Consider the following 14,783-nt stretch of genomic DNA (forward strand, 5'->3'; position numbering starts at 1 on the left):
ATGGTGGATGGATGAAGCACCTTCACCCTACGAACTGAACGGCAAGCAACATGGAGCTGCTTTTTCGTCCAGCCTCGAGCCTTACAGCCTCAAGCGGTCATATGCCCGAACAGCAGGGCATCCGACCTGTCTGATATCAGGCAATTAGCAACGCAGCCCTTGTATAGTTGCGCCATTTTCCCTGGAGGTCGTTATGCGTACTCGTTCCCGTGTCATCGGCGGCGTGCTGGCCGTTTCCCTGTTCACTCAACTGGCTGCCTGCGGCACGCTGTTCTACCCTGATCGCCGCGGCCAGATCGACGGCAGGATCGACCCGGCCATCGCGGTCGCCAATGCCGTCGGCCTGCTGTTCTACGTAATTCCCGGTCTGATCGCCTTCGGCATCGACTTTGCCACCGGCGCCATCTATCTGCCCGACGATGAATACTCCATGGCCCCGGAAAAGCTTCAGGAAGCCATCGGTGCCGACGGCGTGATCGACCAGGCCAAACTCAAGGCGATCATCGAACAGGAAACCGGCCGCAGCCTGCCGCTGAATGATCCACGTCTGATCCAGCACAGCGGCAACATCGAGCAGCTCGCCGCGTTCGGACTGCGCCCGGCCGCCTGATGCAGAGGCCGAGCGAGCGAGGCAAGGGCGTCAGCGCCGAACATGCGCGGCTGATGCGCCGTGCTACGCGGCTCGCGCTGGCCGTCGCGCTGACGCTCGCGGCCAGCAAGGCCTTGGCCTGGTGGCTGAGCGGTTCGGTCAGCCTGCTGGCCGGCCTCACCGACTCGCTACTGGATGGCGCCGCCTCGCTGCTCAATCTGTTGGCGGTGCACTACTCGCTACGCCCTGCCGATGATGATCATCGCTACGGTCACGGCAAGGCCGAAGCTCTGGCCGGCCTCGGCCAGGGCGCTTTCATCTCGGTCAGTGCGATCCTCGTCTGCGTCCAGGGCGTCGACCGCATGCTGCATCCCCAGCCGCTGGGTGCGCCAATTCTGGGCATCGCGGTGATGCTGTTGTCGCTGGCCCTGACCGTGGCGCTGTTGATGTATCAGCGCCGTGTAGTGCGCGAAACCGGCTCGACGGCAATCCGCGCGGATTCGCTGCATTATCGGTCCGACCTGCTGCTCAACAGCAGCATCCTCGTAGCGCTGGTGCTCGCCGGCTACGGCTGGGATCGCCTGGACGCCATCTTCGGCATCGTTATCGCGGTGTACATCTTCTGGAGTGCGCTGAGCATCGTTCGCGAAGCCGGCGCGGTCCTGATGGATACCGAGCTGCCGCCGGAAGTCAGCGAGCACATGCACCAGCTGGCCTGTGACGTACCAGGCGTGGTCGGCTGCCATGACCTGCGTACCCGCGTCTCCGGCACACGCTGGTTCGTGCAGCTGCATCTGGAGCTGCCTGGCGAGCTGCCATTGATCAAGGCTCATGCCTTGTGTGATGAAGTCGAAGCAGCAATTCACAAGCGCTACCCGCGTGCCGAGGTGTTGGTACATGCCGACCCGTTGGAAGTACTGAAGCCACGCCACTCGCTGTAAACCTCTCTCCCTTAGAACAATGACGGCTCGGAGCGCTTCCGTGACTTTCGGGCCGACCCGCAGCTCGCATTCGCCGCGAGGGCGCGCCTCCCACGGGCCCGATGTGCACTTGCCGTCTTTGTGGGAGGCCCGACTCGGGGCGAATCTACTCAAGCGAACAGCATTACGCCGTTGCCGAGCCAATTGATCAGCCATAAAAAAAGACCACGTGGCGAGACGTGGTCTTTTTTCAATACTGCTCTGAATTCCCTGGCCGCTTGTGGCGGACTCTTCGGCAGCGCTTTGTGGGCGGTGCTGGCCCGGACCGATGACCTCGATAAGGTCGGCGGTTGGCGCGGCGGGGTAAGTACCGCGTCAGTTCTGCCGGAGGCTGAAGTTGAATAAAGCTTACGCCCCGCCCAGCAGCAGATGGTTGCGAAGATTGCTCAAATACGGGCATGTTGCGCAATCAAACCGTAACAGAGCATAGTTCTGCGCAACCAAACAACGCGAGCCATTCAAAATGAGCAAACTTGACCGCTACGACCTGCGCATTCTTGCTGAATTACAACGCGACGCGCGTATCTCCAATCAAGACCTGGCCGAGCGCATCGGGCTGTCACCTTCGCCCTGCTCGCGCCGGGTCAAGCAACTCGAGGACGACGGTTACATCGCCCGTCAGGTCGCCCTGCTGGATCGCAAGAAACTCGGCCTGACGCTTACCGCTTACGTGCTGATCGGCATGGACCGGCACACGCCGGACCGCTTCGAACATTTCGAAGGGGTGATCGGCAAGTGCGCCGAAGTGCTGGAGTGCAGCTTGGTCACCGGCATGGACGCGGATTACCAACTCAAGGTCGTCGTGCCGGATATGGAGCATTACCAGGCTTTTCTGCTCGGCACCCTGACTCGCATCGAAGGAGTGTCCAGCGTGCGTTCAAGCTTCGTCCTGCGTCAGGTGTCGTCGAGTACCGAACTGCCGCTGGAGCACCTGCGTAGCTGAGACCCGTTGCCGCGGCGGGCATCGCTGGAACTTGGCGTATAATCGCCGCCGCCTTGCTATGCCCCGCGCGCCCGATTTGAAGAGCCTCGCTCACTGCCCGCCCGTTGTCATAGCTGTCGTCGTCTGTAATCAGACTTAGCCAAGCGGAGCGCTCGATGGACCCTGCTGTTTTTGAAAAATGGATGATGATCGTCCTCGTCGGTGGCCTGATGGTCTTCATGGCGTTCATCATCTGGGACCTCGCCAAGAAATCGAAGGCCGGCCGGCTCGGCACGGCCATTCTCTTTTTGGGATTGGGTTTGTGCCTGTTCGCCTTCCTCGCCAAACCCATCATTGGCTACATCATCGAAGTCTCTCAGGGCATTCCGCACTGACCATCGCCTCGGGGGCTGGCGCCTACAAGCGCGCCGGCGCTTCCCGCCACTCCCCGGGCTGCAGCCCATCCAACGCCCAAGGCCCAATTCGCACTCGCACTAACCTCAGGGTCGGTAGCCCAACTGCGGCAGTCATCCGGCGGACCTGACGGTTACGCCCTTCACGGATCACCAGCTCCAGCCAACTGGTCGGCACGCTCTTGCGAAAGCGTACCGGTGGGTTGCGCAGCCATAGCGCCGGTTCGTCCAGCAACCGTGCTTCGGCAGGCAGCGTCATTCCGTCATTGAGCTCGACGCCCTCGCGCAGACGCTGCAAGTGCTCCGCGCTCACCTCGCCTTCCACCTGCACCCAGTAGGTTTTCGCCAGCTTGTGCTTGGGGTCGGCGATGCGCGCCTGCAATTGTCCGTCATTGGTCAGCAGCAACAGGCCTTCGCTGTCCCGGTCCAGGCGCCCGGCGGGATAGACGCCCGGCACCTGCACGTAGTCCTTGAGGGTGGCGCGGCCATCGGCATCGTTGAACTGGGTGAGCACGTCGAAGGGCTTGTTCAATAACAGCAGGCGTGGCTCGGCAGGCGGCGCCTTGGCGACCCGACGGGGCTGCGGTCGAGCCGCGGCGGCGCGCGGTGGATGGGGGCGAGAGGTGCGAGGCATGGCGGAGCCTTTGGTAACTGGCCGGCCATGCTAGGACGGGCATGGCGGACCAGCAAGGGCCAGCGTGTTTGAGCGAATAGATACGCATCAACCCGACCGGATCACCCCTGCGGCCGATCGGCACCACAAAGGCGCATGGCATGCGCCATGTCCTCGCCAAGCGCACCGTTATCGGACAACGCCCCGCCCATGCCCCGTTAAGGCGCATTTCCAGATTGGCCGCAAAGCACCGGAACAGAAGGCTTACAAGTGAATTGGCACGGATGCTGCGATAGCGCATTCAGTCCCAAGGACCAACCCCACAGTTGCGCACGGACAGCCAAGGAGCCGCCCACCATGAAACGCCGTCCTCTGATCAAGTCCACCCTCGCCGCCAGCGCCCTGATGCTCAGCGGTCTGTTCCCGTTCACCCTGCAGGCTGCCGAGACCATCAAGGTCGGTATCCTGCATTCGCTCTCCGGCACCATGGCCATCTCGGAAACCTCGCTGAAAGACATGGCGCTGATGACCATCGACGAGATCAACGCCAAGGGCGGCGTGCTCGGCAAGCAGCTCGAGCCGGTGGTGGTCGACCCTGCGTCCAACTGGCCGCTGTTCGCCGAAAAAGGGCGCCAGCTGCTGACCCAGGACAAGGTCGCGGTGACCTTCGGTTGCTGGACGTCGGTCTCGCGCAAATCCGTGCTGCCAGTCTATGAAGAACTCGACGGCCTGCTGTTCTACCCCGTTCAGTACGAAGGTGAAGAGCTGTCGCCCAACGTCTTCTACACCGGTGCGGCGCCAAACCAACAGGCCATCCCGGCCGTCGAATACCTGATGAGCGAAGACGGCGGTAGCGCCGAGCGTTTCTTCCTGCTGGGCACCGACTACGTCTACCCGCGCACCACCAACAAGATCCTGCGCGCGTTCCTGATCAGCAAGGGCGTGCCGGAATCTTCGATTGAAGAGGTCTACACGCCCTTCGGTCACAGCGATTACCAAACCATCGTCGCCAACATCAAGAAGTTCTCCGCGGGTGGCAAGACCGCCGTGGTCTCGACCATCAACGGTGACTCCAACGTGCCGTTCTACAAGGAACTGGCCAACCAGGGCCTGGAAGCCACCGACGTTCCGGTCGTGGCTTTCTCCGTAGGTGAAGAAGAACTGCGCGGCATCGACACCAAGCCGCTGGTCGGTCACCTGGCCGCCTGGAACTACTTCCAGTCGGTGGAAAACCCGGTCAACGAAGCGTTCGTCAGCAAGTGGAAGACCTACGCCAAGGACAAGGGCCTGCCGGGCGCTGACAAGGCCGTAACCAACGACCCGATGGAAGCCACCTACGTGGGCATCCACATGTGGGCGCAGGCGGTCGAGAAGGCCGGCACCACCGACGTCGGCAAGGTGCGCGACGCGCTGGCCGGCCAGACCTTCGAAGCGCCGAGTGGCTACACCCTGACCATGGACGAAAAGAACCATCACCTGCACAAGCCAGTGATGATCGGCGAAGTGCAGGATGACGGTCAGTTCTCGGTGGTCTGGGAAACCGAAAGCCCGCTCCGCGCACAGCCGTGGAGTCCTTACATTCCGGGCAACGACAAGAAGCCGGATTACGCCGTTAAGAGCAATTGACGAAAAAAGCGCTGAAGGCTGGAGGCTGAGCGAACGCGCCATCCTTATTCGTGACGGCCATGCCAATGCGTAGGGGGCCGCTTCGGCCCACCAGCGCACAACCCGTAGGTGGGCTTCAGCCCAACCAGTAATGTCATCGGTGAGCTGAAGCGGAACGCCGCCCGGCCCACCCTACGATGGTGTAACGGTGGATGGATGAAGCGCCATCCACCCTACATTCGCTCGGCTTTCGTAGGGTGGATCGGGACGCGGAGTCGACGCTTTTTTTCATCCACCTGCCGACCACCAAAAGCTCCCCCAAGAGAGCACCGGGGTCCCTAGGGAATACCTAAATGAACACTGCCCTGCACCGATTATTGCTGCTGCTCCTGCTCGCCCTGCCCTGGGCAGCCCACGCCGGAGACGCAGCCGACTACGCCAAGGCGAGTCCGGCCAAACAGGCCAAGCTGCTGGAGGAATGGGCCATCGCGCCGGTTCCGGAGCGGTTGCCTCTGATCGAAGCGCTACGCGCCAGCCGCGTGGCCATCGACAAGAACAAGACGCCCTTCATCGAGGAAAACGACAGCTATCGTGCCCTCGAAGGCGACGCCGAACCGGTCGGCACGCCGAAAAAGCTGCGCCTGAACAACCGTCTGCGCGGCCTGCTCAATACTGCACTGGCCAGCCATCAACTGTTCTCCGACGACCCGTCGCAACGCCTCACGGCGGCCAAGCGCCTGCAGCGCAGCGGCAAACCGGAACAGCTCGGGCTGCTCCAGCAACGCCTCGAAGCAGAAGACGACCCGGCCGTGCGCGAAGCCCTGACCCTGACGCTCGCCAACCTGCAGTTGAGCGCTGAAGACCCAGCGGTGCGCCTGGCTGCCGTGCGTCTGCTGGGCGAAACCGGCGCGCCACTAGCGCGGGTCCGCCTGGAAAACCTGCTCGCCGATGAAGCCGAAACTGACGTCACGGTGCGCAAGGCCGCGGAAACCAGCCTGACGCAAGTCAAACGCAAGCTGCTGATCGGCGAACTGCTCGGCCAGGCCTTCAGCGGACTGTCGCTGGGCTCGATCCTCTTGCTCGCCGCGCTGGGACTGGCCATCACCTTCGGCCTTTTGGGTGTGATCAACATGGCCCACGGCGAGATGCTCATGCTTGGCGCCTATTCCACCTACATGGTGCAGGTGCTGATGGCACGGCTCGCGCCGGAGGCACTGGCTTTCTATCCGCTGGTGGCGTTGCCGGTAGCCTTCTTCGTCACCGCCGCGATCGGCATGGCTCTTGAGCGCACGGTGATCCGTCATCTTTACGGCCGCCCGCTGGAAACGCTGCTGGCGACCTGGGGCATCAGCCTGATCCTGATCCAGCTGGTGCGCGTGCTGTTCGGCGCACAGAACGTCGAAGTCGCCAACCCCGGCTGGCTGTCCGGCGGGCTGCAGGTGCTGCCCAACCTTGTGTTGCCATACAACCGCATGGTGATCATCGGCTTCGCGTTGTTCGTGGTGCTTTTGACCTGGCTGTTGCTGAACAAGACCCGCCTGGGCTTGAACGTGCGCGCCGTGACCCAGAACCGCAACATGGCCGCCTGCTGCGGCGTGCCCACCGGGCGCATCGACATGATGGCCTTCGGGCTCGGCTCCGGCATTGCCGGACTAGGCGGCGTGGCGCTGTCGCAGATCGGTAACGTCGGCCCGGATTTGGGTCAGGGCTATATCATCGACTCCTTCCTCGTCGTGGTGCTCGGTGGCGTCGGCCAGCTGGCCGGTAGCATCTTCGCCGCCTTTGGCCTCGGCATCGCCAACAAGATCCTCGAGCCGCAGATCGGCGCCGTGCTGGGCAAGATCCTCATCCTCACGCTGATCATTCTGTTCATCCAGAAGCGCCCGCAGGGCCTGTTCGCGTTGAAAGGGAGGGTGATCGATTGAAGTCTTACCTCCCCCTCCGTGTAGGAGCGAGCTTGCTCGCGATCAACGCCCCAGCCAACAACCGCGCAGGATCGCCAGCAAGCTGGCTCCTACAAAAGGCAGCAACCGCAGGAATCGGCGGATACGCCATCAACCCTCGGCAGGACGGCCTCGTATGAACCAGCCACTCACGCTTACGGCTGCGCAAAAAGCCGGTCCGAAACTCACCGCCGCCGTCCTCGGCGTGGCGCTCGCCATCCTTCTGGCCATGCCGCTGCTGCACCTGCTGCCGGCGGACAACGCCTTCCACGTCACCGCCTACACCCTGACGCTGGTGGGCAAGATTCTCTGCTACGCCATCGTCGCATTGGCACTGGACCTCGTCTGGGGCTACGCGGGATTGCTGTCGCTCGGCCACGGCCTGTTCTTCGCCCTCGGTGGCTACGCCATGGGTATGTACCTGATGCGTGAAAGCGCCGGCGACGGGCTGCCCGCATTTATGAGTTTCCTCGCCTGGACCGATCTGCCCTGGTACTGGTACGGCACCTCCAGCTTTCTATGGTCGATGTGCCTGGTGGTGCTGGCGCCCGGCCTGTTGGCCTTCGTCTTCGGTTTTTTCGCCTTCCGCTCGCGGATCAAGGGTGTGTACTTCTCGATCATGACCCAGGCGCTGACCTTCGCCGGGATGCTCTTGTTCTTCCGCAATGAAACCGGTTTCGGCGGCAACAACGGCTTTACCGACTTCAAGACGATTCTCGGCTTTTCGATCTCGGCCCCGGCGACTCGCGCCACGCTGTTCTTCGCCACCGTAGTGCTGCTCGCGGGCAGCCTGTTGCTCGGCTGGCGCCTGGCGCGCAGCAAGTTCGGCCGCGTACTCACCGCGCTGCGTGATGCGGAAAACCGCCTGATGTTCTGCGGCTACGATCCACGCGGCTACAAGCTGTTCATCTGGACGCTGTCGGCGGTGCTCTGCGGCTTGGCCGGTGCGCTCTACGTGCCGCAGGTTGGCATCATCAATCCCAGCGAGATGGCGCCGACGCAATCCATCGAGGCCGCCGTATGGGTCGCCTTGGGCGGGCGCGGCACGCTGATCGGGCCGCTGCTCGGGGCCGGCATCGTCAACGGCATGAAGAGCTGGTTCACCGTGGCCTTCCCGGAGTACTGGCTGTTCGCACTCGGCGCGCTGTTCATCGTCGTCACGCTGTATCTACCCAAGGGCGTGATTGGGTTACTTCGTAGGAGGGGCGAACAATGAAAACGGTAGCCGTACCCGAACTCATCTCACCGGTAGATTCTCAAGGCAGCGGCCGCGACGCCATCGGTCTCGGCCGCGCGAAGGGCGACGGGCTGGATGTCCGCCACGGGACCATCCTCAGCCTGGAAGACATCAACGTCAGCTTCGACGGCTTCAAGGCGCTGACCAACCTCAGCCTCTATATCGGCGTGGGCGAGCTGCGCTGCATCATCGGCCCCAACGGCGCTGGCAAGACAACGATGATGGACGTGATCACCGGCAAGACGCGCCCGGACAGCGGCACCGCTTACTTCGGCGAGACGCTCGATCTGACGCGCATGAGCGAAGTGGAAATTGCCCAGTCCGGCATCGGTCGCAAGTTCCAGAAGCCCACGGTGTTCGAGGCACTCAGCGTGTTTGAGAATCTGGAGCTGGCGCAGAAAACCGACAAGTCCGTGTGGACCAGCCTGAAGGCCAAGCTCAACGGCGAGCAAAAGGACCGCATCGACGAGGTGCTCGCGACCATTCGCCTGAACAACTCGCGTTACCGCCCGGCCGGCCTGCTGTCGCACGGCCAGAAGCAGTTTCTGGAAATCGGCATGCTGTTGATGCAGGACCCACAACTGCTGCTGCTCGACGAGCCGGTGGCCGGCATGACCGACGCCGAAACCGAGTTCACCGCCGAGCTGTTCAAAAGCCTGGCGCGCCAGCACTCGCTGATGGTGGTCGAGCACGACATGGGCTTCGTCGACACCATCGCCGACCACGTCACCGTGCTGCACCAGGGCCAGGTACTGGCCGAAGGGTCGCTGCAACAGGTGCAGGCGGATGAGCGGGTGATTGAGGTTTATTTGGGGCGCTGACGCGGCGGCCCGGCTTCAGGCTTCAGGCTTCAGGCAACAGGCAACAGGCAACAGGCAACAGGCAACAGGCAACAGAGCTTTGCCTGCAGCTTGCAGCCTGAGGCCTGCAGCCCCAAAAATAGGATTCAAAACATGCTCCAAGTCGAAAAACTCCATCAATACTACGGCGGCAGCCACATCCTTCGCGGCCTGTCGTTTGACGTGAACATCGGCGAAGTCACCTGCCTGCTCGGGCGCAACGGCGTCGGCAAGACCACCCTGCTCAAATGCCTGATGGGATTGATCCCGGCAAAAGAAGGCGCGGTGAATTGGGAAGGCAAGCCGATCACCGGTTTCAAGCCGCACCAGCGCGTGCAGTCCGGCATCGCCTACGTGCCGCAGGGGCGCGAGATTTTCGGTCGGCTAACCGTTGAGGAAAATCTACTGATGGGGCTTTCCCGCTTCAGCGCCAAGGAAGCCAAGGAAGTACCGGAGTTCATCTATGAACTGTTCCCGGTGCTCAAGGAAATGAAGCATCGCCGCGGCGGCGATCTTTCCGGCGGCCAGCAGCAACAGCTGGCCATCGGCCGCGCCCTGGCGAGCAAGCCGCGCTTGCTGATCCTCGATGAGCCCACCGAAGGCATCCAGCCCTCCGTCATCAAGGAAATCGGGATGGTGATCAAGAAACTCGCCGCGCGCGGCGACATGGCGATCCTGCTGGTCGAGCAGTTCTACGACTTCGCCGCTGAACTGGCCGACCAGTACCTGGTGATGAGCCGTGGCGAAATCATCCAGCAAGGCCGCGGAGACACCATGGAAGCCGAAGGGGTGCGAGGGCTGGTGGCGATATGAGCGAAGGCGGAGGAGCCGCGGGAGGCGAAAGGCCAGACGCCTTAGTTCTGCTGCCTCCACTTGTGTCGTGGTCGCAACGCCAACCACAACACCACAGCCCGCTTTAGCCTGAGGGTTCCCAAGCTCTGCGTCATGGACGCATCCCTACCGGAGCGAAACGATCAGAGAAGCGAAAAGCCGATTACGGCTAAAAGGCTAAAAGGCCGAACGAAAGAGCAACGGTCGCTTTTTTTCGTCCGGCTTCCCGCTTTCCAGCGCTATTGTCGTCTTTCAGACCGCGCCATCCCTGCGGCAGGAAAGCTTAGTTTCCGATCTCTTTACTGACGATTTTGCCGTTCTCCACGGCGGCCATGGTGGTCGGTGTGATGAAACCGCCCTCGTCGGTAATGCCCTTGATGGAGTAGAGGTTGAAGTTCGGATCCATGGCCGCGATTGCCTCGGCCATCTTTGCCCTGACCTGCTGCGGTTCGGTGCTGCCGGCCAGTTCCATGGCTTTGGCCAGCGCGTGGAAGGCCAGGTAGTTGTAAGCGGCCTCCGAGCCCGGCACCTTGCCATGTTCTTCCTTGTAACGTTCCACGAAGACCTTCGCGACCTCGCTGTCGTATTCCGACAGCGGCACCACGCCAATGGAGCCTTCCAGCAGCTCCAGGCCGCCGGTTACCACGGCGATCTCGTCCAGCTTGGCCTGATCCATGACGATGAACCCGCCCTGAAAGCCCAACTGGCGCGCCTGCTGCATCACCAGACCGGTCGGCTCCGAGGCGCCGCCGACGAACATCACGTCCGGGTTGGCGGCGATCACCCGGCTAACGCCGGTATAGAAGTCGGTCGACTTGTTGTAGTCCATGGGATTGTTGGCGACGATCTCGCCGCCCTTCTGCTCCCAGGCCTCGGTCATCATGTCCGTCCAGATCTTGGCGTATTCGTGGGTCGCCCCAGCGATGCCGAGCTTCTTGCCGTAGTGCTTGAGCGCATAGTCGGAGAAGGCGTCGACGTAGCCGGTGAATTCGGGCGGGATGCGCACGGTCAAGGGATTACCCTGCTGGGTCACCGAGGGCACGCTGGTGTAGGCCATGATCAGGAAATCGTCGGCAACGTTGAAATCCTGCAGCGCGAAAACACCCCCGGTATGCGGGACGAACACCGCCGCCGCGTTTGACTCCTTGACCAGACGCTTGGCGTTGGTGGCCGCCTGGCTCGGCGAATACTTGTCGTCCAGGCTGATGAGATTGATCTTGTAGGTTTCGCCGCCAATCTTGATACCGCCCGCCTCGTTGGTATCGTCAACCGCCATGCGCAAACCCGACAGGGTGTTTTCCCCATAGAGCGCAGCGCCGCCGCTGAGCGGGCCGGTAAAGCCGATATTGAGCGTCTGCTCGGCATATACACCGCTGGCCTGGGCCGCAGACAGGGTGGCAATCGCCATTCCGAGCGCTTTGAGCATTTTCATTGTTCTCTCCTTGGTTACGACTGATCAGGCGCCGATGTATGCCTTGCGCACGGCTTCGTTACCCAGCATGGCCTGCTGGTCGCCTTCCATCACAAGATGGCCGCCCTCGATGACGTAGGCGCGGTGGGCGATTTTCAATGCCGCGAACGCGTTCTGTTCGGCCAGCAGCACGCTGGTGCCCGACTGATTGATGCGGGTGATCACCTCGAACATCTGATTGACCACCAATGGCGCCAGCCCGAGCGAGGGTTCGTCGAGCATCAGCAGGCGCGGCCGGCTCATCATTGCCCGACCGATCGCCACCATCTGCTGCTGGCCACCGCTCAGCGATCCTGCCGGCTGGTGCCGCTTGTCGTGAAGAATGGGAAACAGGTCGAGCACTTCCTTAAGGTTGCGCTTGTTGCCCTCGCCGTCACGTCGATGCAGGTAAGCGCCGAGCGCGAGGTTCTGCGAGACCGACATCTGCGGGAACAGCTTCCGCCCCTCAGGGCAGTGCACCACGCCCGCGGCGACCAAGGCCGAAGGCTTGAGCCCGTCGATGCGCCGGCTCTCCAGCGTGATGTTGCCTGCGGTCGGCTTGAGCAGCCCGCTGATGGTGTTGAACAGCGTCGTCTTGCCCGCACCGTTGGCGCCGAGCAGCACCACTAATTCTCCCGCCGCGACGCTCATCGAGACATCGCTCAATGCCTTGAAACTGCCGTAGCAGACATCGACCCGCTCAAGCTGCAGCATCGTAATCACTCCCCAGGTAGGCCTCGATTACAGCCGGGTTCGCCTTGATCTCGGCGGGCGTTCCTTCGGCAATCTTCTCGCCGTAGTTGAGCACCATGATCTTGTCCGCCAGGCCCATGATCATGTCCATCTTGTGTTCGATCAGGCACACGGTCAGGCCGTGCTCGGCCATCTTGCGGATCAGTTGGGCGAGGCCTTCGGTCTCTTCCGGGTTGACGCCCGCGGCGGGTTCATCGAGCAGCACCAGCTTAGGCTCGGTGGCCAGCGCCAGGGCAAAGGCCACGCGCTTGCGCTCTTCCTGGGAGATATCCAGCACTACGCGATTTTCCAGGTGCGATAAACCAACGAAATCCAAAGCACCCCGCGCCTTTTCGCGGCACTCACGTTCCTCGCGCTGCAAGCGGCTGGAATTGATCAGCACATCCCATAGGCCGGAACGAGTGCGCAGCCGATGACCGACGATGAGGTTGTCGAGCACGGTGGCCTGTTCGAACAGGTGAGTGGTCTGAAAGGTTCGGCCGACGCCGAGCCGGGCCACGCGGTCGCAGCGCATGCGCGAAACGTCGTGACCATCGATCAGGATGCGCCCCGAGGTGGGCTTGTGCATGCCGGAGATCAGGTTGAAGAAGGTGCTTTTGCCAGCGCCATTAGGGCCGATGATGGCGTTGATCTTGCGCGCTTCGAACTCGACGCTGACGTCGTGTACCGCTGCCAGCCCGCCGAACATCTTGGTCAGGTTTTCGACCTTAAGCATTGGTGTTCACCTCTTTGCCTGACGTGACCTTGGCGGGCGCTCGCGGCTCCTTGGCCCGCGCCGCCTCGGTGTCCTTGCGCAGCTTCCAGCTCAGGAAAGTGCCGACCACCCCGCGCGGCATAAAGATCACCAGCACCACGATCAGCGGGCCGAAGATGATCATCCGGTAGTCCTCGAGGAACTGCAGCGACTGGGTGATCCAGACCACCCCCACGGTTCCGACCAGCGGACCGAACAGGGCGCCGAAGCCGCCGACCAGCAGGTAGGTGATCATGTCGAACGTGTGGTTGGGGTTGGCTTCCTCAGGGCCGATGAAGCGAATCATCGAGGCATAGAGCGCTCCGGCGATGCCGGCATAGGTGGTCGACAGGACGAAGGCCAGCAGCTTGTTGCGCATCAGGTCGATGCCCAGCGATTGCGCCAGGGCATCGCCGTTGCGGATGGCCATGAAGGTCCGCCCCAGCAGCGAGGATGCCAGCCGCCCGGCGAACCAGATCGCCAGCACCAGGAACACCAACGCCAAGTAATAGAAAGGCACCGTCTGACTGAAATCCACCAGCCCGAAGCCGTCCGGCGCAGCGATGCCGCGAACGCCGATGGCGCCGTGGGTCAGCTCCTCCCACTTGTCGATCAGCAAATAAATGATGAAGCCCACGCAGAGCGTGAAGATGGCGAAGAAGTGCTCCTTCAAACGCAGCGAGACAATGCCGACCAGCGCGCCGACGACAGCTGAAACCAGCGCAGCGGCGACGAATGCCGGCCAGAAGTTCCAGCCGTGATCGGCGGTAAGGATCGCCAACGCATAGGCACCAATGGCGAAGAAGCCGCCGTGGGCCAGGTTCAGCTGACCGCAATAGCCAGTGATGATGTTCAGGCCGTAGACCGCAATCGCCCAGATGAAGGCGCTGGCCATCACGTAGACCTGGTACTCGCTATTGGCGAACAACGGAAAAGCCAGTGCGCAGGCCAGCAGGAACAGCTTGCTGCCGCGCCCAGTCAGCAGGGATGCGAAGCGATGCATCAGTGAGCCCCCTTGGCGAACAGCCCGGTCGGGCGGAAGGAAAGAATCACCACCAGCAGCGTGAAGGCTATGATGTCCTTGTAATCCGAGGACAGGTAGAAGCCACCGAGGCTCTCGGCGAAACCCAGAATCATCGCGCCGAGAATCGCGCCGGGAATGCTGCCCATGCCGCCGAGCACAATGATCACGAAGGCTTTCATGATCACCAGATGGCCCATCGCCGGGTACACCAGGTTGATCGGCGCATAGAGCGTCGCGGCGAAGGCAGCGAGCATGCCGGAGATGGCGAAGGTCAGCATCGCCACGCGGTTGGCGTCGATGCCGACGAGGAACGCGCCCTCGCGGCTTTGCGCCATGGCGATGATCGTTGAGCCGATCATCGTCTTTCGCAGGAACAGGTGCAGCGCCAGCATCAGCGTAAAGGCGCCGACGATGATCAGCAGGCGCTGCTCGGGAATGATCAACCCGTCGAAGTTGAGGATGCCGCCGTAGGGCGAGGCCATGCGTCGGAAATCCGAGCCCCAGAGTATTTGCACCACCGCTTCGAGAAACAGCAGGATGCCGATGGCGGCGATCTTGTCGTGAATCGGCGGCGCGTTGCGCAACGGGTGAAACACCAGCCGCTCGGACAGCACCGCCAACACGGCCACCACCACCCCGGAGGCCAGCATGGCGATCCAGTAATGCAAGCCGATGTCGGTCATGAAGAAGTAGGACGCGAACGCTCCGACCATGTACAGCGCGCCGTGGGCGAAGTTGGGGATGTGCAGGATGCCGTAAACGAGCGTCAGGCCGAGGGCGACCAGACCGTAGATGCTGCCCAGGGTCAGGCCGTTGAGCACTTGCTGAAACAGTAGATTCAATGCGGCGTC

Annotated in this window: 15 protein-coding genes; 9 read left to right on the plus strand and 6 right to left on the minus strand. The window is 62.2% G+C overall.

What is annotated here, in order from left to right; genetic code table 11:
- Positions 1–193 precede the first annotated feature (193 nt).
- The 4 genes from AC2LD7_RS14895 to AC2LD7_RS14910 all read left to right on the plus strand — a co-directional run bounded on the left by AC2LD7_RS14895 (position 194) and on the right by AC2LD7_RS14910 (position 2,886).
- Entirely contained in the window at positions 194–610 is a 417-nt protein-coding gene (locus AC2LD7_RS14895; protein ID WP_484598510.1) for a polyribonucleotide nucleotidyltransferase, read from the plus strand.
- Positions 610–1,530, plus strand: a complete 921-nt coding sequence (locus AC2LD7_RS14900) for a cation diffusion facilitator family transporter (protein ID WP_484598511.1) — start codon at positions 610–612, stop codon at positions 1,528–1,530. The genes AC2LD7_RS14895 and AC2LD7_RS14900 overlap by 1 nt, the downstream gene beginning before the upstream one ends.
- 502 nt (positions 1,531–2,032) lie before the next feature.
- Positions 2,033–2,512, plus strand: a complete 480-nt coding sequence (locus AC2LD7_RS14905; protein WP_484598512.1) for an Lrp/AsnC family transcriptional regulator — start codon at positions 2,033–2,035, stop codon at positions 2,510–2,512.
- A 155-nt stretch (positions 2,513–2,667) separates the two neighbouring features.
- The gene (locus AC2LD7_RS14910) at positions 2,668–2,886 is read left to right on the plus strand and encodes a DUF2788 domain-containing protein (RefSeq protein WP_484598513.1); all 219 of its coding nucleotides are present in this window, start codon (positions 2,668–2,670) and stop codon (positions 2,884–2,886) included.
- 22 nt (positions 2,887–2,908) lie between these two features.
- On the opposite strand, the gene AC2LD7_RS14915 is transcribed toward AC2LD7_RS14910, so the two are convergent.
- On the minus strand, positions 2,909–3,538 hold the full coding sequence (locus AC2LD7_RS14915) for a pseudouridine synthase (protein ID WP_484598514.1): 630 nt from the start codon (positions 3,536–3,538) through the stop codon (positions 2,909–2,911).
- A 336-nt stretch (positions 3,539–3,874) separates the two neighbouring features.
- Between AC2LD7_RS14915 and urtA the strand changes: the two genes are divergently transcribed.
- The 5 genes from urtA to urtE all read left to right on the plus strand — a co-directional run bounded on the left by urtA (position 3,875) and on the right by urtE (position 9,954).
- Positions 3,875–5,143, plus strand: a complete 1,269-nt coding sequence (urtA, locus tag AC2LD7_RS14920) for an urea ABC transporter substrate-binding protein (RefSeq protein ID WP_484598515.1) — start codon at positions 3,875–3,877, stop codon at positions 5,141–5,143.
- Between the two features lie 332 nt (positions 5,144–5,475).
- Complete coding sequence (gene urtB / locus AC2LD7_RS14925; RefSeq protein WP_484598516.1) at positions 5,476–7,047, plus strand: urea ABC transporter permease subunit UrtB; 1,572 nt, start codon at positions 5,476–5,478, stop codon at positions 7,045–7,047.
- A 154-nt stretch (positions 7,048–7,201) separates the two neighbouring features.
- The gene (urtC, locus tag AC2LD7_RS14930) at positions 7,202–8,281 is read left to right on the plus strand and encodes an urea ABC transporter permease subunit UrtC (protein WP_484598517.1); all 1,080 of its coding nucleotides are present in this window, start codon (positions 7,202–7,204) and stop codon (positions 8,279–8,281) included.
- Positions 8,278–9,123: an urea ABC transporter ATP-binding protein UrtD gene (gene urtD, locus AC2LD7_RS14935; RefSeq protein ID WP_484598518.1), complete on the plus strand. Its 846-nt coding sequence runs from the start codon at positions 8,278–8,280 to the stop codon at positions 9,121–9,123. Before urtC ends, urtD begins: the two co-directional genes overlap by 4 nt.
- 132 nt (positions 9,124–9,255) lie before the next feature.
- Complete coding sequence (urtE, locus tag AC2LD7_RS14940) at positions 9,256–9,954, plus strand: urea ABC transporter ATP-binding subunit UrtE (protein ID WP_484598519.1); 699 nt, start codon at positions 9,256–9,258, stop codon at positions 9,952–9,954.
- A 301-nt stretch (positions 9,955–10,255) separates the two neighbouring features.
- On the opposite strand, the gene AC2LD7_RS14945 is transcribed toward urtE, so the two are convergent.
- Genes AC2LD7_RS14945 through AC2LD7_RS14965 form a run of 5 tightly spaced genes read right to left on the minus strand, consistent with a single transcriptional unit; the run spans position 10,256 to position 14,774 of the window.
- Positions 10,256–11,404, minus strand: a complete 1,149-nt coding sequence (locus AC2LD7_RS14945) for an ABC transporter substrate-binding protein (RefSeq protein ID WP_484598520.1) — start codon at positions 11,402–11,404, stop codon at positions 10,256–10,258.
- A gap of 24 nt (positions 11,405–11,428) precedes the next feature.
- On the minus strand, positions 11,429–12,136 hold the full coding sequence (locus tag AC2LD7_RS14950) for an ABC transporter ATP-binding protein (protein ID WP_484598521.1): 708 nt from the start codon (positions 12,134–12,136) through the stop codon (positions 11,429–11,431).
- The gene (locus AC2LD7_RS14955; protein WP_484598522.1) at positions 12,123–12,890 is read right to left on the minus strand and encodes an ABC transporter ATP-binding protein; all 768 of its coding nucleotides are present in this window, start codon (positions 12,888–12,890) and stop codon (positions 12,123–12,125) included. Before AC2LD7_RS14955 ends, AC2LD7_RS14950 begins: the two co-directional genes overlap by 14 nt.
- On the minus strand, positions 12,883–13,911 hold the full coding sequence (locus tag AC2LD7_RS14960) for a branched-chain amino acid ABC transporter permease (RefSeq protein WP_484598523.1): 1,029 nt from the start codon (positions 13,909–13,911) through the stop codon (positions 12,883–12,885). Before AC2LD7_RS14960 ends, AC2LD7_RS14955 begins: the two co-directional genes overlap by 8 nt.
- Positions 13,911–14,774 carry a branched-chain amino acid ABC transporter permease gene (locus AC2LD7_RS14965; RefSeq protein WP_484598524.1) on the minus strand — a complete coding sequence of 288 codons (864 nt, stop codon included), beginning with the start codon at positions 14,772–14,774 and terminating at the stop codon, positions 13,911–13,913. Before AC2LD7_RS14965 ends, AC2LD7_RS14960 begins: the two co-directional genes overlap by 1 nt.
- Positions 14,775–14,783: the final 9 nt, after the last annotated feature.

The organism is Stutzerimonas sp. (assembly GCF_982611455.1).

Bases quoted from the DNA above. Each gene is read 5' to 3' on its own strand.
- urtE (WP_484598519.1), top strand. From the start codon at position 9,256: ATGCTCCAAGTCGAAAAACTCCATCAATACTACGGCGGCAGCCACATC.
- AC2LD7_RS14915 (WP_484598514.1), bottom strand. From the start codon at position 3,538: ATGCCTCGCACCTCTCGCCCCCATCCACCGCGCGCCGCCGCGGCTCGA.
- urtB (WP_484598516.1), top strand. From the start codon at position 5,476: ATGAACACTGCCCTGCACCGATTATTGCTGCTGCTCCTGCTCGCCCTG.
- AC2LD7_RS14955 (WP_484598522.1), bottom strand. From the start codon at position 12,890: ATGCTTAAGGTCGAAAACCTGACCAAGATGTTCGGCGGGCTGGCAGCG.
- urtA (WP_484598515.1), top strand. From the start codon at position 3,875: ATGAAACGCCGTCCTCTGATCAAGTCCACCCTCGCCGCCAGCGCCCTG.
- AC2LD7_RS14960 (WP_484598523.1), bottom strand. From the start codon at position 13,911: ATGCATCGCTTCGCATCCCTGCTGACTGGGCGCGGCAGCAAGCTGTTC.
- AC2LD7_RS14905 (WP_484598512.1), top strand. From the start codon at position 2,033: ATGAGCAAACTTGACCGCTACGACCTGCGCATTCTTGCTGAATTACAA.
- AC2LD7_RS14900 (WP_484598511.1), top strand. From the start codon at position 610: ATGCAGAGGCCGAGCGAGCGAGGCAAGGGCGTCAGCGCCGAACATGCG.
- AC2LD7_RS14895 (WP_484598510.1), top strand. From the start codon at position 194: ATGCGTACTCGTTCCCGTGTCATCGGCGGCGTGCTGGCCGTTTCCCTG.
- AC2LD7_RS14910 (WP_484598513.1), top strand. From the start codon at position 2,668: ATGGACCCTGCTGTTTTTGAAAAATGGATGATGATCGTCCTCGTCGGT.
- urtC (WP_484598517.1), top strand. From the start codon at position 7,202: ATGAACCAGCCACTCACGCTTACGGCTGCGCAAAAAGCCGGTCCGAAA.
- AC2LD7_RS14945 (WP_484598520.1), bottom strand. From the start codon at position 11,404: ATGAAAATGCTCAAAGCGCTCGGAATGGCGATTGCCACCCTGTCTGCG.
- urtD (WP_484598518.1), top strand. From the start codon at position 8,278: ATGAAAACGGTAGCCGTACCCGAACTCATCTCACCGGTAGATTCTCAA.
- AC2LD7_RS14950 (WP_484598521.1), bottom strand. From the start codon at position 12,136: ATGCTGCAGCTTGAGCGGGTCGATGTCTGCTACGGCAGTTTCAAGGCA.